Here is an 18,953-nt window from a genome sequence, read left to right as displayed (position 1 = left end):
CTACCATTAGCGTTAACCTTTACTGAAAGGGAATAAATCATAGGGTTAGCGCAAAAATGGGAAAGGCCATTCTTATCACAGGTTGTTCTACGGGAATCGGTTACGTTGCAGCACATGAGTTGCAGAATAAAGGCTACAAGGTCATTGCGTCGTGCCGCGACCCAAAAGATGTGGATAGGCTCAACCAAGAAGGACTGACTTGTATTCAACTCGACCTGACCGATAGCAAGAGCATTAAATTGGGAGTCCAAAAAGCACTCGCTTTATGTGAGGGGAGCCTTTATGCCTTGTTTAACAATGGTGCCTACGGCCAACCCGGAGCCCTAGAAGACCTGCCAACCGATGCACTAAGAGAACAATTTGAGGCAAACTTCTTTGGTTGGCATGAACTGACGAAACAAGTACTACCGGTAATGCGAAAACAAGGCGACGGTCGTATTATTCAAAACAGCTCTGTCCTCGGGTTTGCTGCGATGAAATACCGTGGAGCGTATAATGCCTCTAAATTTGCCCTCGAGGGATGGACCGACACTCTCAGACTTGAGTTATACCAAACAAACATCAAAGTATCACTCATAGAACCAGGGCCTATTGAGACACAATTTAGAGCCAATGCCAAGGCCGCGTTTTTAAAATGGATTGATATTGATGCAAGCGTACATAAAACGCATTACCAGCAACAACTAAGCCGATTATCAGCGGAAGGCTCCAATAATCAATTCGTGCTGCCGCCGGAATCTTGCGTTGTGCCACTTTTACATGCTCTCGAGTCAGACAAACCCAAGTTACGCTATCGAGTCACCACACCAACGAAGATATTTGCGGTACTAAAACGTCTACTTCCAAGCAAATGGTTAGATCCGATTCTGCGAAAAGCCGCATAAAAAATGATCATTTGTAATTTTAGTGTCACATATGAAGGATATATTGCTCAACGTAGTTAAATACAAGAGACGAAACCATACCCTACACAAGTTGGAATCATCTCTCTAACACCTTGCTCACAGCGATATCAATTTGGAATTCTAAAAATGACGCTAAATCAGCTAAACTGGCTGGCTGTGGGTGTAACACTTGCATACTTTGTAATGTTTTAAACACCTTCGCTTGCTGCATTTCTGAAATCCATAAACGCCGCGCTTCATAGTGCGGCGTTTTGGCATCTAAATTCTGTAATCTCTTCGACAAACCTTGATTTTTGGTTCACCAATACCAATCTTGAAAATAGAACAATGCGAATCACTTAATAAGGATAATTCAATGCAACCAGCGTACATTGTTGATTTAAATGAGCAAAATTTCCGCGAAGTCCTCGAAGGCTCAATGACAGCTCCCGTGCTGATCCACTTTTGGGCACCTATGAGTGAAGAAAGCGCTCAGTTAATTCCTGCTTTAAAGGCATTAACAGAACAATACGCCGGCGCCTATACACTGGCATTGCTGAACTGTGAAGAGCAACAAGCGATTGCTGGACAGTTTGGTGTTCAAGCACTTCCTACGATTGCGTTATTCGTGAATGGTCAACCTGTAGACGGACTAGGTGGTCCACAACCAATTGAAGCGGTCAAAGCTATGCTGACCAAACATCTTCCAAGTGAAGATGAACTTAACGCTCGCAAAGCGCTAGAGCTATCACAACAAGGTGAGTTTGAAGCTGCTATTTCTGCATTTGGGACCCTTTCCGAAGAGTATCAAAATAAAGGTGAAATCAAATTGGCAGTTGCCAACTGCTTGCTTGAGACCAATCAATTTGAACGTGCAGAACAAGTACTCAACACTATTCCAATGGAATACAAAGACAACCACTATAAGAGCTTAGTGGCGAAATTAGAACTGCACAAACAAGCTGCTGATAGCCCTGAGATTCAATCTTTAGAAGCGGCATTACAAGCAAACCCTGACGATCTTAAACTGGTCGCAGAACTGGGTCTTCAATACCACCAAGTGAATCGTGATGAAGAAGCACTTGCTCTGATATGGACGCCTCTGAGCCGTAATTTGAATGCGCTTGATGGAGACCTGAAAAAAGCCTTTATGGATATCTTGTCTGCGCTAGGTCAAGGTAACCCTATCGCCGCTAAGTATCGCCGTCAGTTGTATTCTCTGCTCTACTAATAACTTAGTCACACTCTATTCTAAGGGAAGCGCAGGCTTCCCTTTTTTCTTATTACGCCAATTTATTTCGTCGAACCGCTCATCCTACCTATCAGTAGTAAGTTTAACTCCATGATAAATTTAATGATTACTCGTCGAAAAAATACATACCTTTACACAGTATTGTCTTAACAACGCTGTATACTGTTTAGGATTGTACATTTTTAATACAAGGATAGACTCATGGATATTGATGCAATGGTCACCATAGGTGGTTTCATTCTGGTCGCAATTGTTTTTATTGTGGCCGGGGTCAAAACCGTACCACAAGCCAACAACTGGACCGTAGAAAGATTCGGTCGCTATACCCATACGCTTAGACCTGGGCTGAACTTGATTATCCCTTTCATTGATTCTATTGGCAGTAAAATCAATATGATGGAAAGAGTTCTAGATATTCCGCCACAAGAGGTCATCTCCAAAGATAACGCTAACGTGGTCATTGATGCAGTATGTTTCGTTCAAGTCATCGATGCGGCAAAAGCTGCGTATGAAGTGAACGATCTTGAGCATGCTATTCGTAACCTAACATTGACCAATATGCGTACCGTGCTTGGCTCAATGGAACTGGATGAAATGTTAAGCCAACGTGACTCTATCAATACCAAACTGCTTGCGATTGTCGATGAAGCAACTAACGCATGGGGCGTTAAAGTGACTCGTATTGAGATCCGCGACGTACAACCACCAGCAGACCTAACCGCAGCGATGAATGCTCAGATGAAAGCAGAACGTAATAAACGTGCCGACATTCTAGAAGCAGAAGGTGTGCGACAAGCAGAGATCCTTAAAGCCGAGGGTCATAAGCAATCTGAAATCCTCAAAGCCGAAGGTGAGAAACAGGCTGCTATACTTCAAGCAGAAGCACGTGAACGTGCCGCAGAAGCGGAAGCTAAAGCAACTGAGATGGTTTCAACTGCCATTGCACAGGGCGACATGCAAGCAGTGAATTACTTTATTGCTCAAGGCTATACTGAGGCTTTGAAATCGATTGGTCAGGCGGAGAATGGTAAAATTATCATGTTGCCGATAGAAGCAACTGGACTCATGGGGTCTGTAGCTGGTATTGCAGAAATGTTTAATCAGTCAAAGCCTCAACAAAAGAAGGATAACGCGTGATAGAACTGCTTAGCCAAGTCAATTACTGGCACTGGTTGGCTCTAGGATTATTACTGCTATGTGGCGAGTTACTCGGTACCGCTGGCTACATGTTGTGGATTGGCATCGCAGCAATGTTGGTGGGTATTGTGCTCGCCTTTATTCCTATCAGTTGGCAACTGCAATGGATTAGCTTTGGGGTGTTTGCGTTGGCATTGACTTGGCTATGGTGGCGTAAACAACATCGAGTTGATAAGCAATCAGATAAGCAGCGAAGCCTAAATCAGAAGGACAAACAGCTCATAGGTCAAACGTCGGTGTTGGAGCAAGATATTACCAGGGGAAAATGTCGAATCAAACTTGGCGATACTTCCTGGTCCGCTTACTCTGACTCTGACTTACCTAGTGGTACCTTGGTCAGAGTGATAGATGTCGATGGAATAACCCTACTGATTGAGAAAGCAGAATAAAACAAAATAGACACCTCAAGTAGGTGTCTATTTTGTTTCAAAAGGCGTAAAGGAGTAGACCATTCCTTTACTTATTAGCGCACTTAATGTTTTACCTACACAACTATTTCGACTTGAGCGCCCCACTGCAGAAACCAGTCCTTTCTTATCAAGCTTCACCACGTGTGTACCGTCTAAACTTCGATAAAAAACAGTTTTACGCTCGTCTTGATAATCCACCAGTAGAACGATAGCACCCGCACGGTAAGGCTTACCGACCTCACACACTAACGCATCTGGAAAACCATCGAACACCTCCGACAGCGAAGGTGCAGAGAATGTTAGCAAAATTACCAATAAAATCCTTTTCACGGTTCAGCTCACTCTACGTTTTGTTAAAAGTAAACTAGTAAATAGCGAGCAAGAGTCCTTTTAATTTCATTGGTATTTCTAAATGAGATTATCGCTGCTCGTCACGTTTATGCTTAGGTACATAATTGAGGATAGAAATCGGCACCGGTTTTCTTGGTACAAAGCCTTCAATTTCAACTCGCTCAAGCAAATGGCCTAATCGGCTTTCTATCATACACAGGTTTTTGAAGTTATCTTTTGATACCAACGATAACGCCTCACCCGCAGCATCGGCACGACCAGTACGTCCAATTCGGTGAACATATTCATCTGCTGGATAAGGTAAGTCGTAGTTAATCACTACTGGCAAGTTTTCAATATCAATACCGCGTGCAGCTACACCAGTTGCCACCAAGTATTGAATCTCACCCGCTTTGAATGACTCGATAAGTTGCTGACGAACTTTTTGGTTACGACCACTATGGAACGCTTCAGCAGCAATGCCACGTTTTTCTAATTGGCTGACAAGCTTAGCTGCACCATGCTTGGTTTCAATAAAAATAAGCGCTTGCTTCCATTGATTCTGCTGCAATAGATGACTTAAAAGTGAGGACTTCATGTCTTTATCGACAGTGACTATCCACTGCTTAATATTGCTCTTAGAAGCACTGTGCTTAGTGATAGCAATTTCTTCTGGGTTGTCTATCGCAGATTTAGCAAGATCGCGGACAGGATTAGACAATGTCGCTGAAAACAACAAACTTTGAGCATCTTCTGGTACACGAGCAATAATCTTGTTGATCGCTTCGATAAAGCCCATATCCAGCATTTTGTCAGCTTCATCCAACACCAAAGTCTCGACTTCATCAAAGTGAATTGCACGCTGACCGTATAGGTCTATCAAACGACCTGGAGTTGCTACAACAATATCCACACCATCAATTAAAGCTTGCTTCTGCGGTGCGTAATCAACGCCACCAAACATCGCCATAGATTTTATTGACGTAAACTGTGCATAAGCTTCAATGCTCTGGTTCACCTGAAGAGCCAGTTCACGAGTTGGCGTTAAGATGATCGCACGTGCACGCTTTTTACGTTCAGTTTGACCTGCACTAAGTCTCTCTAAAATAGGCAAAACAAAACTCGCTGTTTTACCCGTTCCAGTTTGCGCCGCAGCGATAAGATTGCTGCCTTTCAAAACAATAGGAATCGCCTTAGTCTGGATAGTTGTTGGTTTTTGATAACCAACCTCTTTGATAGCATCTAGTAATGGTTGGCTTAACCCTAGTTTAGAAAAGGACATGGTGAACTCTCTTGAAGGTGAAATTGCAGATAGTGTAGCAGACATACGTCCATAAAACGCAAAACCCCTGACAACTCAAAGAGCTATCAGGGGTCTTAAATAATGGCACGCCCTGTAGGATTCGAACCTACGACCACATCCTTAGAAGGGACGTGCTCTATCCAGCTGAGCTAAGGGCGCGCTACAGGGAAAGGATTATACGAGATGAGAGAGGTAAATCAATGGCTTTCTTAGCGTTACTGGTTTAAATGCCCAAAAAAAAGTCAACATATAGATAAAAGCTGAAAAACACACCAATGCAAACGTTTGCGTTGTAGCTTTTGAAATAATTTTCTGGGACAATGCACACAAAAATAACAGCCAATTAACTTTCTCAAGGAAAATTATGTCTGCTCAAAACATTGACGGGAAACTTATTTCTCAAACCGTACGCTCTGAAGTCGCTGCTCGTGTTAAAGCGAGAACGGATGCAGGGTTAAGAGCGCCGGGACTGGCGGTCGTTTTAGTCGGTGAAGATCCTGCGTCACAGGTTTATGTGGGTAGTAAGCGCCGTGCTTGTGAGGAAGTTGGTTTTGTTTCCAAATCCTTCGACCTGCCAGCTAATGCCAGTGAAGCTCAACTACTCGCTCTCGTTGATGAGTTAAACGAAGACCCAGAAGTCGATGGCATTTTGGTTCAGTTGCCTCTACCGGCTGGAATCGATACTACACACGTTTTGGAACGTATTACTCCAGAAAAAGATGTTGATGGATTCCATCCATATAATGTCGGCCGTCTAGCGCAACGTATCCCCAAGCTACGCTCATGTACGCCTAAAGGCATTATTACGCTGCTAGACCGTTACAATATACCAACGAGAGGCAAGCACGCCGTTATCGTTGGTGCATCTAACATTGTTGGTCGTCCAATGACATTAGAATTGCTACTTGCCGGGTGCACCACCACCACGTGTCATCGTTTCACCAAAGATCTTGAAAGCCATGTGCGTCAAGCTGATATCGTTGTCGTAGCCGTAGGTAAACCAAACTTTGTTCCAGGTAATTGGATCAAGAAAGGGGCTGTTGTAGTCGATGTAGGTATCAACCGCTTAGAGAACGGTACTTTAGTGGGTGACGTAGAATATGATGTGGCCAGAGAAAACGCTAGCTTCATTACCCCTGTCCCAGGTGGTGTCGGCCCTATGACGGTTGCTAGCTTGATTGAAAATACGATGATTGCCTGCGAACAGTTCCACACTGCAAAAAAATAATCGGTTGTTCGATTTCTAAAAAAGGACTGACGCCAGAGACGCCAGTCCTTTTTATTTAATCCATAGCAATACGATCTGCTAGATGACTCACAGCGAGGGCGAAGTAATATGAGCGATTCCACTTCATCAGGACATTGTAGTTGTTATATACCAAGTACACACGGCCATTTTCGTCATCGGGCATAATAAGCCATGCTTTGATATCTTCGTCCAACTGAGGCAATGGTCGACCATCGTAACGAGTGACTCCGAGCTTACTCCACTCCTTAAGATACTTACCTTTTTCAGCTTCACGCCCTTGTAAATCTGGTGAAATACCATGTGGTACTTTGACCTGACGACCCCAAGTATATTTATCGTCCCAACCAGATTTCGCTAGGTAATTCGCTGTCGAAGCAAACACATCGGCTTCACTATCCCAAATGTCTTTTTTCCCGTCACCATTACCGTCAGCGGCAAAGTTCAAAAACGAACTCGGCATGAACTGGCTTTGACCCATTGCACCCGCCCATGAACCTTTCATATCATCGGGAGCAATATGCCCTTGTTGAAGAATCGTTAGTGCCGCTAGTGCTTCTTTACGGAAGAAGGCTTCACGGCGTCCTTCATAAGCTAAAGTCGATAAGGCATCGATTACACGATAATTACCAGTAAAGCGTCCGAAATTACTTTCTACGCCCCAAAGCGCGACAATAAACCTTGGTTGAACACCGTATTCATCACCGATACGTTTTAGCTCAGCATAATACTTGTTGTGCAATTCTTTGGCCTGCTTCACTTTCCAATCAGGCACCGCTCTTGGAATATATTCGTCCAGCGTTAGCTTCTTTTCAGGTTGGTTACGGTCAGCAGTGACAGCTCTCGGCTTATACTCGACACCTTTAAATGCCTCTGTCAGAATTTGTTCAGAGATACCTTGTTGGCGAGCTTCTTCTTTAAGCCCAGCAACGTACTCTTCAAACGTTCCTTTCTCTTGCGCAAATGCGCTCGTGGCTAGGCTTGCTCCTAGCATAACTGACAATAATCTCTTCACCGTGCCCTCCCCTGAGCATCTAGGCTATTTTTGCTGAGCTTTTTGCTCTTTATATTTCTCTAATAGATTTTCTGGTGGTGGAGGTAGCTGTAAGAAAAAGCCCTCATTCTCAATAGAAGCTTTTACTTTCTCTACATCCACTTGAGCCAGTGTACGTTTTGCAAGGTTGACCACCATGACCATAGTTGGTTTTCCAAACATCTGCATCAGCGCATCTGGAACTGGTGAAAAGTCATCCTTCTTGGCGATGTATAGGTACGCCCCTTCCTTTTTCGTGCTTTTATAGATAGAACAAAGCATTGATATATCTCTTTTTGTCGCCAATCTTCTCATCCGGAAGAAAGTATTTGGTTAGTTTATGGAAAATTGAGAGTTAATTATCCATTTGAGCGCAAGATAGCTTGCTGTATGTAGTGTTGAAATATAACATGATTATCCTATTTAAAAAGCAATGTCATTGGCACAAGGATTTGATCAGCAATGTCTCAATCCCCAGATCTGAAAGGCAGTAGCTTCACCTTATCGGTGTTGCATCTTTCTGACAACGATGTTTCTAAAGCAGTTCATTTTTTGCAAGAAAAAGTCTCACAAGCACCGACATTTTTTGCATCGGCTCCTGTGGTTCTAAACATCAGTAAAGTTGACGGCGATATCAACTTCCTAGACCTAAAACTTGGCGTAGAAGAACTTGGTATGATCCCAGTAGGTATCACCGGTTGCCAAGATAAACGCACTCAGAATCTCGCTATTGAAGCTGGCTTTGCTGTAATGACCGCAAGTAAAGCCCCTTCTCAAGCACCCGCGAAGATGGAACCGACTATGATAGTCCGAACCCCAGTGCGTTCCGGTCAACAAATCTATGCAAAAAACAGAGACCTTGTGGTGTTAAATCATGTGAGTGCAGGTGCTGAAGTAATAGCTGACGGTACTATCCATATCCATGGCACGCTTAGAGGACGCGCGATTGCCGGAGCTAGTGGCTCCAGTGAAGCTAAGATCCTATGTAACGACTTACAAGCTGAGCTGGTTTCTATCGCAGGAAATTACTGGCTCAGTGATCAAATTGAACGTGAATATTGGGGCAAAAAGGTAATGTTTGGTATGACCAACGACCAACTCGATTTCGAAATCCTCACGATATAATAATTTTAAGGAAAACAGATAATGGCACGCATTATTGTTGTAACGTCAGGTAAAGGCGGCGTTGGCAAAACCACTTCCAGTGCAGCAATCGCTTCTGGCCTTGCCCTTAAAGGCAAGAAAACCGCAGTCATCGACTTTGATATCGGTTTGCGTAACCTAGACTTGATCATGGGCTGTGAACGTCGCGTCGTTTACGACTTTGTTAACGTGATCAACGGTGAAGCGACACTAAACCAAGCACTCATCAAAGATAAGCGTTCTGACAACCTGTTCATCCTGCCTGCATCACAAACTCGCGATAAAGACGCACTGACTAAAGAAGGCGTTCGTCGAGTGTTAGATGACCTCGATGAAATGGGCTTTGACTTTGTTATCTGTGACTCACCGGCAGGTATCGAGCAAGGCGCATTAATGGCGCTGTATTTTGCCGATGAAGCCATTGTTACCACAAACCCAGAAGTTTCTTCAGTACGTGACTCTGACCGTATCCTTGGTATCTTGGACTCTAAATCACGTCGAGCAGAAGAGAGCTTAGAACCAGTTAAGCAACATCTACTGCTGACACGCTATAACCCAGCTCGTGTGACACAAGGTGAAATGCTGTCTGTCGAAGATGTGGAAGAGATTCTGCACATCTCTCTACTTGGAGTGATTCCAGAAAGCCAAGCGGTTCTTAATGCTTCGAACAAAGGCGTCCCTGTCATTTTTGACGATGAATCAGATGCAGGTCTTGCTTACGCAGATACAGTAAATCGCCTACTTGGTGAACAAGTTGATTTCCGCTTCTTAACGGAGCAGAAGAAAGGCATCTTCAAACGTCTATTCGGGGGTTAATTCATGTCATTACTCGAGTTTTTCCGCCCGCAAAAAAAGAGCTCAGCGAACTTAGCGAAAGAGCGCCTGCAAATTATCGTCGCAGAGCGTCGCAGTGAAGGTTCACCTTCGCCATCGTATCTGCCGCAGTTGAAAGAAGACATTCTTAAAGTTATCGCCAAATACGTTGAAGTTGATCCATCCATGGTGGACTTGTCGTTTGAGCACAAAGACGATGACATCTCGGTGCTTGAACTAAACGTTCAGCTACCAGAAGATGAAAAGTGAGTGAATAACGAATAGAAAAATGGCCCGCAACTGCGAGCCATTTTTTTAATCCATAACTTTATCTAAGTTTTGACCGAACAACTCCAGTCGCCACCCTTGCATCACATCTGGCAATCTTGCCGGATCTCGGTCGTACTTCCATATCCATGAAAGGTACTGATTAAGTTGCTTTTTAGATGCTAAAAACTCAGTCGCTAAGCCACTATGCTGCGCCGCTTTTTTCACTTCATCTTTGAGTTTCTTAAAGACCTGTTTGTAACCCGGAAAATCCATTAGGCGCTCGATTTTATCTGGGTACTCTTCTTCTGGTGTTTGTTGGGCGCGTTTGACGATGGCAGCAATGCGCTCACCATGACGACGAATAGCACGTGGATCCACGCCCTCTTCTTCCATCTGCTTAGGCTTCTTAAGCGCAAAGCGCGCAATGCTCCACAGCTCTTGCTCTTTGATGACGAAGTTTAGTGCAAGATCACGCTTGAGTGCTTCATTCATTCGCCACGTGGCTAAAGGTTTGAGAATGGCCAATTGCTTGCGCTTCAATTGCCAGGCACCTTTAATGTCGAGATAAGCACTGTCTGGATTTGGCGTTTTACCACGTTTTTGCATTAACAAGTCAGATTCTTGCTGTGCGGCATCCCACCAATCCTTTGCTTCCACTTGAGCAAACAGTTTGAAATACAGAGGCCATAGGTAATAAACATCAGCCGCTGCATAATCCAGTTGCTTATCTGTCAGTGGACGCGCAACCCAATCAGCTCGGGATTCACTCTTATCGAGCTCTACACCAAGGTATTCGTCAACCAATGCGGCAAACCCCGTCGATAGTCCGTGACCTAAGAAGGCTGCCATGATTTGCGTATCGACCATTGGGAATGGCATGCATCCGAAACTGTTGACGAACACTTCCAAATCTTCTCCGCAGGCATGGAGGACTTTGAGTACAGAGGCGTCTTGAAGCAGTTCAATAAAAGGTGTGAAATCACTAATAGTCAACGGATCGATAAGTGACAGCTGCTCACCATCGTATAGCTGGATGAGACCCAGTTTAGGGTAGAAGGTACGGATACGTACAAACTCGGTATCCAACATGACTACATCGGATTCACGAGCCTTGTTACATACCGACTCTAGTTCGGCCAACTCGGTTACTATTTGATATTCCACTCAGTCTCTCTTAAAAAAACAATGCCAGCTTCGAGGGCTGGCATTCTAGCATTGATTGTAATTAAAGGTTAACGTTAAACCGTTTTTTCTGAGGTTTTGGTCAACTTGGCGTCGTTCTCTTCACGAAGTACACGGCGCAAAATCTTACCCACATTAGTCTTTGGCAAGTCCTCTCTAAACTCCACGCGCTTAGGAATCTTATAGCCTGTTAAGTGCTTACGACAGTGTTCAATGATCTCTTCTTTAGTTAATGAAGAGTCTTTCTTAACTACAAACACTTTCACAATCTCACCGGATGCTTCGTTGGCCTCACCGATTGCCGCCACTTCAAGCACCTTATCATTCAGTGCAATCACATCTTCGATCTCGTTTGGATAAACGTTAAAGCCAGAGACCAAAATCATGTCTTTCTTACGGTCAACGATATGCAAGAAGCCGTCTTCATCGAACTGAACGATATCTCCAGTCGATAACCAACCCTCTTGGTTGATAACTTCTTTCGTTGCTTCTGCACGCTGCCAGTAACCTTGCATCACTTGTGGGCCACGAACTTGCAACTCACCTTTCGAGTCATCCGTCACCGGGTTACCATCTTCATCAACAATGCGCACTTCCGTTGATGGTACTGGCAGACCAATCGAGCCGTTGTATTGCTCTAAATCGTGCGGATAAGCAGCAACAAGAGGAGAACACTCAGTTAGGCCATAACCTTCAAGTAGCAAACAACCAGTGGTCTTTTTCCATTGCTCTGCAACGGCGCGCTGAACGGCCATACCACCACCAACAGACAACCTTAAACCACGGAAATCCAACTCATGGAAGTCTTCGTTATTGATCAGGGCATTAAATAGCGTGTTAACACCAGTAATAGCGGTAAACGGATACTTTTGGAGCTCTTTAACAAACCCTGGAATATCACGTGGGTTGGTGATCAACAGGTTTTGACCGCCCATTTCAATGAACAGTAAACAGTTAACCGTCAACGCAAAAACGTGATACAGCGGCAGCGCTGTCACCACCAGCTCGCGACCTTCATTCAAGACCGGCGCATACATGCCCTTAGCTTGCATCACATTGGCAATCATATTGCGATGAGTCAAAATCGCGCCTTTTGCTACGCCAGTCGTACCACCGGTGTACTGTAAGAACGCAATGTCATCGCCCGTCATAAACGGCTTCACATATTGCAAGCGGCGGCCTTTATGCAGCGCTTTTCGGAATGAAATTGCACCTGGCAAATCATACTTAGGTACCATACCTTTGACGTATTTCACGACAAAGTCGACTACCGTCCCTTTTGCTCTTGGCAACATTTGGCCAAGGCTGGTTAGTACCACGTGCTTGATTGGCGTGTTCTCGACCACTTGCTCAAGCGTGCTAGCAAAGTTGGAGACGATAACTATAGCTTTAGCATCAGCGTCGTTTAACTGGTGCTCTAGCTCACGCGGTGTATACAGTGGGTTAACGTTTACGGCTATCAAGCCAGCACGTAAGACACCAAACAAGGCAACCGGATATTGCAGCAAGTTAGGCATCATGATCGCGACACGATCACCCTTTTTCAGCTTTAACTCATTTTGTAAGTAAGCTGCAAAAGCGCGACTGCGCTCTTCCAACTTACGAAATGTCATCACCGATCCCATATTAACGAAGGCTGGTTGGTCAGCGAATTTATGTACTGACTGTTCAAACATTTCTACTAAAGAAGGATACTGGTCCGGATTAATCTGTTCCGGCACATCACTTGGGTATCGCGAAAGCCAAGGTTTATCCACAATTATACTCCTTGCGTGTAAGGTCACTCTTTCGTATTCATAGACTGGCAGTTAAATCAGTGTAGAGTTTAAAAACTTGTTAACACTTAGAATCTCTATGAATGTTTTATTATTCCTGCTATTACAACACAGCAGACCAGTTTGCGCACGAAAGACTCAAACACTTGTTTAATTTTTGTTAACTAGTCCAAGTATTAGCTCAAATACCTTTTTTGGCGACTCTAAATGGCAATGGTGATCGCCTTCGACCTTTTCTATCTGAGCATCGACAAGAAGAGATAAGACTTGAGGGTTCTGTAAATAGTGATAACCACGCTGCCCTAAAATCACCAAATGAGGAACAGTAATCGCAGACATAATGGCCTCTGCGTGCTCTTGCGTCATACGATAGACCGACTCACATTTAAGCTTACTGTCATGACGCCAAAACCACTGACCATCGATCAATTGCAGGTCACGTTCAACAATCGGGAGGACTGTTTCTTCCCGCAACTTTGTTGCTCGCATCCTCATTTTGATCGCATCTTGTTTGGATGGAATGGCACGTGGTGATTTTTCTCGCCAATGCTCACGACTTTCAATGCCGTTTCTTAGTCGCTCTGCGCTCTGCTCTGGGGATTCAGATAGAGGGACATGCGCTTCAATTTGAACTAATCCTGCGACTTTTTCAGGAAAGGCCGCACTATAGCAACTCGCGATTAATGCACCAAGTGAATGTCCCACTAGGTATACATCAACTGCTTCAAGTTTGAGCAAAATGCGGTGAAGATCATCGATGTAGTCGTGAAAGTTGTAAAAATGGTGCGCAGACTTATGTGTTGAATGACCATGCCCTGGCAAATCAATCGCAATAACTCGCCAAGGTACCTGATGTGCAGCAGCCTGCTCGATTAAAGATTGGAAACTGGCGGCATTATCCATCCAACCATGAATAAAAACGACCGTCTTAGCGGCCGTTAGTTTGGGGTTCAATTCAAGATAGGTCACGTACCTGTCATCTATCTTGACTGATTTTTCTTCTATTTTTGCAAGCAATGCTACTTCACCTCTTTGATAACTCTTCCCTGTGTTGGTCCGTAGTAGAAGTCGTCACAGTAATAACCCCAGCAGGAATGAAAAGAACTTGGGTTACGATTTATGATCAAGCGCTCTTCTACTCGCCAAAGATACTGCCCATATACTTTGATAACAGGAAAGTCCGCTTCGAACTCACCTACTTTACCACGCTCCACACCACCTTTATGACCACCAACGGTAATTAAGCGACCACGTGAGTACGTTACAGGGTCGACAAATCCATCAACATAAGCAATAAAACGGCCATTGGGTTCTTGGTCTAAGTCAGGCTTACCATACTTATCGATCGGAAGATTGACGATCTCAATGCGAGTTTGGCTTGGCAAGTTTTTAACCGTATCAATCACACCACCAAGGCGAACTTCAGTTCCATCCTTAGCATCAACCACCTGTTGATATTGGGAAACAACGTTTTCATTCGTTGTGGCAAGTTGCTCCGGCAAACTACCACACGCCGACAACATTATACTCAAACCAATCAGGCTAACGATTTTCGTCACCAAATTCATACTTCTTATCCTTAAATGAAAAATACTCTTATTATCATATAAAAATATCGACACCAAGTAACTGTTCAAGTTCCTCTCGTTTGGCTCGATTCATCACATCCATATAGGCTTCTAATGCCTTTTTGGAGCGTCCTTCAGGTAAATCATATTGGACTTGAGCACGCGCTACGTCAGCGTCTGATAAATGTTTTACCGAATGAGCAACAGCTTGAGCCACTTTAGTGACTTGTGTGGTTTGATTAGTTGCGTTAGTACTTGAAGGCGTCGACGCTTTCGACACAGCCTTATTCGTTTTGGCTTTCTGTGTCTTGCGTTGGTTGGGGATAGAAGGAAGGCCGTTAATCGAGACCATGAGTTAATTAAGCTAGCGCGTTATTCGCGCACTAGCTTTCTCCCGTTATTCGCGGCCTGGTAGCTTTTTCCAAGCTACCGTATCGCGAAGATAAACTGGACTTGCCTCTTCCGCTGGCACAGTATTACCGCGCTCTAGTTCGAATTTAGCAAGAAATGCGATATCTTGCGCCTGCGGATATTTGACTTCAGAAGCGATGGTATCGATAGCCAATGTGTTCATTGTGTCCACGTAAGCTTCCCAACCCGTTCCGGCTTGCGTCCACTGCATGCCATCAGCAGACAGATTCTCCGCTAAGATGCTCGGTGGGATCACTTGTTCTTGGTCAACGTCTTGCCAATCGCCATTGTCTTGCTGTTCGAAACGCCCCCAATACACTTCGTTCATGCGTGCATCGATAGCACTAGCCACACGAGTGGCACCATTCATACGATATGAGCCTTGCGCCATTGCTTTGAGTGTTGAAATTCCAATCATTGGTAAGTCGGCACCAAACCCTAGCCCTTGAGCAATCCCGATACAAATACGTACACCCGTAAAACTGCCCGGACCACGTGCAAACGCTAAGGCATCCAGTTCTGCAAGTGTCAATCCTGCCTCTTTTAACAGCTCATCGACCATAGGAAGTACTTTCTTCGTATGATCGCGAGGAGCAAGTTCACTGCGAGTATGAATCGTATCACCAACCAACAGAGCCACTGAGCAGTTCTCTGTTGCAGTATCGATAGCTAGAATTTTATAAGTCATTTATTTCTCGATTTTTTTCTTCTTTAGCATCCGACTCTGTGTCGAGTGCTAGAAACTGTCTTATCGTTCCAAGGTCGCGCGTTCGAGGAATAGGCGGCAAGCTGGCTAAGAACGTCGCTCCATACTCTCTGGTCACCAATCGATTGTCGCAAATAATCAGTGCGCCACGATCTTTCTGATCTCGAATCAATCGGCCCACACCTTGTTTTAACGTAATTACGGCATCAGGCAGTTGTACCTGTTGGAACGGGTCACCACCTTGTAATTTACAATCTTCGATCCGTGCTTTAAGCAGTGGATCATCGGGGGCTGTAAACGGTAATTTGTCGATGATAACACAGCTCAGCGTATCACCTCTAACATCTATTCCTTCCCAAAATGCCCCTGTCGCCACCAGCAAAGCGTTACCAAGTTCCATAAACTCTGCGAGCGTTTTTTGTTTGCTGGTTTCACCTTGAAGTAATACGGGCAGTGACAAGCTTTCACGAAACTTTTCACCCAGCTCGCGCATCATGCTGTGTGAGGTGCATAGGAAAAAGCAGCGCCCTTGGTTTTCTTCAATGACCGGAGACAACATGTTCACTAGCTTTTGAGCTAATCCTTGGCTATTTGGTTCAGGCAAATAACGTGGTACACACAATCTAGCCTGAGTGGGATAATCAAACGGACTTGGTAGAGAAAACTGCTGCTTCGGAATCAGACCTAATCGAGAGGTAAAGTGACCAAAGTCATCGGAAACCGCTAAAGTTGCAGAGGTAAAAATCCATGCACCGCCCTTCATCTCCACTTGCTCATGGAACTTATCGGCAACGGTTAACGGGGTGATATGCAGACTAAAATGACGAGGCGACGTATCGTACCAATAGGAGTAACCGGTAATAGTGACATCGCACACTCGTTCAATACGACCTTTAATAAGATTAGCCCGCTCAAATGCGGTATCTAATAGCTGACTTCGACCTAAAGCGAGTTTAAGTACATCAATCACCAAGTTGATGGCATCCAGCAGTCGGTCTAATTCACGTTTGATACTTGGTGAGGCAACGGCATCGCGCCAGTTTCCCCTAAAACCTGTATCGCCTAGCACAATACGCATATCCATCGCTGATTGGGAGAGTCTATCACCTGCTTTTTGCAATTGATGCATGTCTCTGGCTTCAGTGCGATAACCAATCTCAATATCTTTCGCGAGATCTTGGATCTGACGGCTTGAAATAGATTGCCCGAAATACTGACTGGCAATATCTGGTATTTGGTGTGCTTCATCAAAGATAAACACTTCCGCTTCTGGAATCAGCTCCCCAAAGCCAGTCTCCTTGATAGCAAGATCCGCCATAAATAAGTGGTGGTTTACCACCACGACATCAGAGTCCAACGCTCGCTTACGAGCCTTCAATACAAAGCAATCTTGGTAGCTTGGACACTCTTTTCCTAAGCAGTTGTCATTAGTGGACGTAATGGTGGGTATAATTGGGCTATCTTCAGCAATCGCATCACATTCACCCAAGTCTCCAGACTTGGTTTCCGAGGACCAAGATCGCACTTTGACCAACTGTGACAACAAATCCGTTTGCGTTTCTGTGGTGTGACTTTCCACCATTTGGCGGCTCAGTCTATCTAGACACAAATAGTTGGAACGCCCTTTTAACAACGAAACTTGCCCATGAAAACCTAACGCTTCAACCATCAAAGGTAAATCACGATGAAAGAGCTGTTCTTGTAAGTTTTTCGATCCGGTACTGATAATGGTTTTCTTACCGCTTAACAGCGCAGGGACTAAATAAGCAAAGGTTTTGCCAGTACCCGTACCCGCTTCCACCACAAGCTGATCTTCATTATGAATAGCTTCTTCAACGGCATCAGCCATATCAAGTTGTGGTTGTCTGGGCTGAAAACCGGGGATAACCCTTCCCAATGCGCCATCAGAGGCGAACGCCTTTTTAATTGTTCGTGAAACCATTTATTGTTGAAACCACTGATTGCCGCTACCTAATATTAATCGGCCTAGTGTATACCTAATCGCTTGGCAGTTGAAAATTGAATTGAGCGCTCTTGCTCGTAGAACAGAGAATAAGAGCGCTTAAACCAGGGAAGAATTTAAAGTGGCTAGTGCTTATTCAGGTAACGTGTAAGCCATCCTGGGGCGATGACATTGTCCGATTGCTTTAATTGTTCTGCTGCTTGTGAAGGCGAGACTTTACTGTTCCAAAGCTCATCAAGCTCATGCTGGTCAATGGCCGAATCTCCAACCAATTCTGAGACTCTTTGGTCGTAGAGTTTGCGCGCGAGTAGTTCTTTATCCATAACACTCTCCTAAAGCCAAATTGAGGATGCTCCAACAAATCGAGACAAGCCGGAATGCCGTCGTGGCGGACTTCTTTTGTTGAAACCTTGCCCAGAATAGATTAATAATGTTGATTAGATTGCGTACTACCTCAACAAACGCACCATTTTAAATCCTCAAATTCGTAAATTTAGATTCACATCAATATGTTGTGCTCCTTCCGGACCATAAATATCGAGTTTCAGAATAACGAAGAGGTCAAAGTTTAAATTTCACGGAAGCAGTAAATCATGGAAAAGAAAACGTTATTGACGCATTGCAACGATGCGCCTGGTCTCATTTCAAAAATCACCAACATTTGTTACAAGCACCAGCTGAACATTATTCACAACAATGAATTTGTAGATAACACCAGTGGTCACTTCTTTATGCGCACTGAGTTGGAAGGTTACTTCAACGATGAAACCTTTTTAGCGGATTTAGACCAAGCACTCCCACAAGGCACAAAACGTAAGTTAGTCGATTCATCACGTAAGCGCATCGTTATTCTGGTCACCAAAGAAGCGCACTGCCTAGGTGATATCCTGATGAAAAACTTTGATGGTAGTCTAGATGTAGAGATCGCCGCAGTCATCGGTAATTACGATATACTTCAAGGACTAACCGAGAAGTTTGATATCCCATACCACTGCGTTTCTCATGACGGACTAAGCCGAGAGGAGCATGAAACGAAAATGTTGGAAGTGATCGACCAATATGAGGCCGATTATTTAGTGCTGGCAAAATATATGCGCGTTCTAACGCCAACGTTCGTGGAACAATATCATCATAAAATCATCAACATTCACCACAGTTTCTTGCCTGCATTTATCGGCGCTAAACCATACCAGCAAGCGTATGATCGCGGCGTGAAGATTATCGGCGCGACAGCCCACTTCGTCACCAATGATCTGGATGAAGGCCCAATCATCAAACAAGACGTTATCCCAGTGGATCACAACTTTAGTGCCGCAGACATGGCTCAAGCTGGACGAGATGTTGAGAAAAACGTACTTTCCAAAGCGTTAAACAAGGTCATTAATGACCATGTGTTTGTTTACGGCAATAAGACCGTCATTCTGTAGCCTTTATAACTCGCTACCATTGTTGAATCATCATTGAGCA

General features: G+C 44.4%; 21 protein-coding genes and 1 tRNA gene. 9 read left to right on the top strand and 13 right to left on the bottom strand.

Translation table 11 applies throughout. The features are described 5' to 3' along the window. The first annotated feature begins 56 nt into the window (after window positions 1–56). The 4 genes from HOP38_RS03475 (at window position 57) to HOP38_RS03460 (ending at window position 3,722) form a co-directional block, all read left to right on the top strand. Window positions 57–884, top strand: coding sequence for an SDR family oxidoreductase (locus HOP38_RS03475; protein WP_006075622.1), 828 nt, complete (start codon window positions 57–59; stop codon window positions 882–884). 376 nt (window positions 885–1,260) lie between these two features. Continuing rightward, the gene (locus HOP38_RS03470) at window positions 1,261–2,115 is read left to right on the top strand and encodes a co-chaperone YbbN (protein ID WP_124940725.1); all 855 of its coding nucleotides are present in this window, start codon (window positions 1,261–1,263) and stop codon (window positions 2,113–2,115) included. Between the two features lie 222 nt (window positions 2,116–2,337). Beyond that, window positions 2,338–3,273, top strand: a complete 936-nt coding sequence (locus HOP38_RS03465) for an SPFH domain-containing protein (RefSeq protein ID WP_006075698.1) — start codon at window positions 2,338–2,340, stop codon at window positions 3,271–3,273. Continuing rightward, the gene (locus tag HOP38_RS03460; protein ID WP_198557427.1) at window positions 3,270–3,722 is read left to right on the top strand and encodes an NfeD family protein; all 453 of its coding nucleotides are present in this window, start codon (window positions 3,270–3,272) and stop codon (window positions 3,720–3,722) included. The genes HOP38_RS03465 and HOP38_RS03460 overlap by 4 nt, the downstream gene beginning before the upstream one ends. Before the next feature lie 27 nt (window positions 3,723–3,749). Here HOP38_RS03460 and HOP38_RS03455 read toward each other — a convergent pair whose 3' ends face one another. The 3 genes from HOP38_RS03455 to HOP38_RS03445 all read right to left on the bottom strand — a co-directional run bounded on the left by HOP38_RS03455 (window position 3,750) and on the right by HOP38_RS03445 (window position 5,535). Further along, on the bottom strand, window positions 3,750–4,073 hold the full coding sequence (locus HOP38_RS03455; protein ID WP_164491450.1) for a hypothetical protein: 324 nt from the start codon (window positions 4,071–4,073) through the stop codon (window positions 3,750–3,752). An 88-nt stretch (window positions 4,074–4,161) separates the two neighbouring features. After that, a complete protein-coding gene (locus tag HOP38_RS03450) occupies window positions 4,162–5,355 on the bottom strand; it encodes a DEAD/DEAH box helicase (protein WP_006075679.1) in 1,194 nt (397 codons plus the stop codon). A 103-nt stretch (window positions 5,356–5,458) separates the two neighbouring features. After that, a tRNA-Arg gene (locus HOP38_RS03445) sits at window positions 5,459–5,535 on the bottom strand. Window positions 5,536–5,740: 205 nt separating this feature from the next. Between HOP38_RS03445 and folD the strand changes: the two genes are divergently transcribed. Further along, complete coding sequence (gene folD, locus HOP38_RS03440; protein ID WP_038225364.1) at window positions 5,741–6,604, top strand: bifunctional methylenetetrahydrofolate dehydrogenase/methenyltetrahydrofolate cyclohydrolase FolD; 864 nt, start codon at window positions 5,741–5,743, stop codon at window positions 6,602–6,604. Between the two features lie 55 nt (window positions 6,605–6,659). On the opposite strand, the gene HOP38_RS03435 is transcribed toward folD, so the two are convergent. Both HOP38_RS03435 and HOP38_RS03430 read right to left on the bottom strand, forming a co-directional pair. After that, complete coding sequence (locus HOP38_RS03435) at window positions 6,660–7,637, bottom strand: lytic murein transglycosylase (RefSeq protein ID WP_031494242.1); 978 nt, start codon at window positions 7,635–7,637, stop codon at window positions 6,660–6,662. A 24-nt stretch (window positions 7,638–7,661) separates the two neighbouring features. After that, complete coding sequence (locus HOP38_RS03430) at window positions 7,662–7,937, bottom strand: YcgL domain-containing protein (RefSeq protein WP_006075752.1); 276 nt, start codon at window positions 7,935–7,937, stop codon at window positions 7,662–7,664. Between the two features lie 180 nt (window positions 7,938–8,117). Between HOP38_RS03430 and minC the strand changes: the two genes are divergently transcribed. From minC to minE, 3 genes are read left to right on the top strand one after another with little or no spacing between them, the layout of a single operon-like run. Further along, entirely contained in the window at window positions 8,118–8,780 is a 663-nt protein-coding gene (gene minC / locus HOP38_RS03425) for a septum site-determining protein MinC (protein WP_031494241.1), read from the top strand. A 21-nt stretch (window positions 8,781–8,801) separates the two neighbouring features. Beyond that, window positions 8,802–9,614 (top strand): septum site-determining protein MinD, encoded by an 813-nt coding sequence (gene minD, locus HOP38_RS03420; protein WP_062463132.1) that lies wholly within the window; start codon window positions 8,802–8,804, stop codon window positions 9,612–9,614. A gap of 3 nt (window positions 9,615–9,617) precedes the next feature. After that, on the top strand, window positions 9,618–9,881 hold the full coding sequence (gene minE, locus HOP38_RS03415; RefSeq protein WP_031494240.1) for a cell division topological specificity factor MinE: 264 nt from the start codon (window positions 9,618–9,620) through the stop codon (window positions 9,879–9,881). Window positions 9,882–9,926: 45 nt separating this feature from the next. Here the strand turns inward: minE and rnd are convergent, their stop codons facing one another. From rnd to HOP38_RS03375, 8 genes are all read right to left on the bottom strand, one after another. After that, on the bottom strand, window positions 9,927–11,045 hold the full coding sequence (gene rnd, locus HOP38_RS03410; RefSeq protein ID WP_031494239.1) for a ribonuclease D: 1,119 nt from the start codon (window positions 11,043–11,045) through the stop codon (window positions 9,927–9,929). Between the two features lie 74 nt (window positions 11,046–11,119). Next, window positions 11,120–12,820: a long-chain-fatty-acid--CoA ligase FadD gene (gene fadD / locus HOP38_RS03405; RefSeq protein ID WP_006074292.1), complete on the bottom strand. Its 1,701-nt coding sequence runs from the start codon at window positions 12,818–12,820 to the stop codon at window positions 11,120–11,122. A gap of 168 nt (window positions 12,821–12,988) precedes the next feature. After that, on the bottom strand, window positions 12,989–13,855 hold the full coding sequence (locus HOP38_RS03400; protein WP_198557426.1) for an alpha/beta fold hydrolase: 867 nt from the start codon (window positions 13,853–13,855) through the stop codon (window positions 12,989–12,991). 2 nt (window positions 13,856–13,857) lie between these two features. After that, window positions 13,858–14,406, bottom strand: a complete 549-nt coding sequence (locus HOP38_RS03395; RefSeq protein ID WP_006074290.1) for a Slp family lipoprotein — start codon at window positions 14,404–14,406, stop codon at window positions 13,858–13,860. A 34-nt stretch (window positions 14,407–14,440) separates the two neighbouring features. Further along, window positions 14,441–14,758, bottom strand: coding sequence for a hypothetical protein (locus HOP38_RS03390; protein WP_006074289.1), 318 nt, complete (start codon window positions 14,756–14,758; stop codon window positions 14,441–14,443). A 45-nt stretch (window positions 14,759–14,803) separates the two neighbouring features. Then, window positions 14,804–15,505: a tRNA (adenosine(37)-N6)-threonylcarbamoyltransferase complex dimerization subunit type 1 TsaB gene (tsaB, locus tag HOP38_RS03385; protein ID WP_006074288.1), complete on the bottom strand. Its 702-nt coding sequence runs from the start codon at window positions 15,503–15,505 to the stop codon at window positions 14,804–14,806. After that, window positions 15,495–17,465: a DNA repair helicase YoaA gene (locus tag HOP38_RS03380; RefSeq protein ID WP_198557425.1), complete on the bottom strand. Its 1,971-nt coding sequence runs from the start codon at window positions 17,463–17,465 to the stop codon at window positions 15,495–15,497. The genes tsaB and HOP38_RS03380 overlap by 11 nt, the downstream gene beginning before the upstream one ends. Before the next feature lie 146 nt (window positions 17,466–17,611). Beyond that, entirely contained in the window at window positions 17,612–17,809 is a 198-nt protein-coding gene (locus tag HOP38_RS03375) for a hypothetical protein (protein ID WP_031494254.1), read from the bottom strand. 270 nt (window positions 17,810–18,079) lie between these two features. Here HOP38_RS03375 and purU point away from each other — a divergent pair, with 270 nt between their 5' ends. After that, the gene (gene purU / locus HOP38_RS03370; protein ID WP_006074285.1) at window positions 18,080–18,913 is read left to right on the top strand and encodes a formyltetrahydrofolate deformylase; all 834 of its coding nucleotides are present in this window, start codon (window positions 18,080–18,082) and stop codon (window positions 18,911–18,913) included. Window positions 18,914–18,953 lie beyond the last annotated feature (40 nt).

This window comes from Vibrio mediterranei (assembly GCF_013364395.1).
Lineage (GTDB): Bacteria > Pseudomonadota > Gammaproteobacteria > Enterobacterales > Vibrionaceae > Vibrio > Vibrio mediterranei.
The sequence above is the reverse complement of the archived record's forward strand: the minus strand, read 5'-3'. Positions and strand labels throughout refer to the sequence as shown.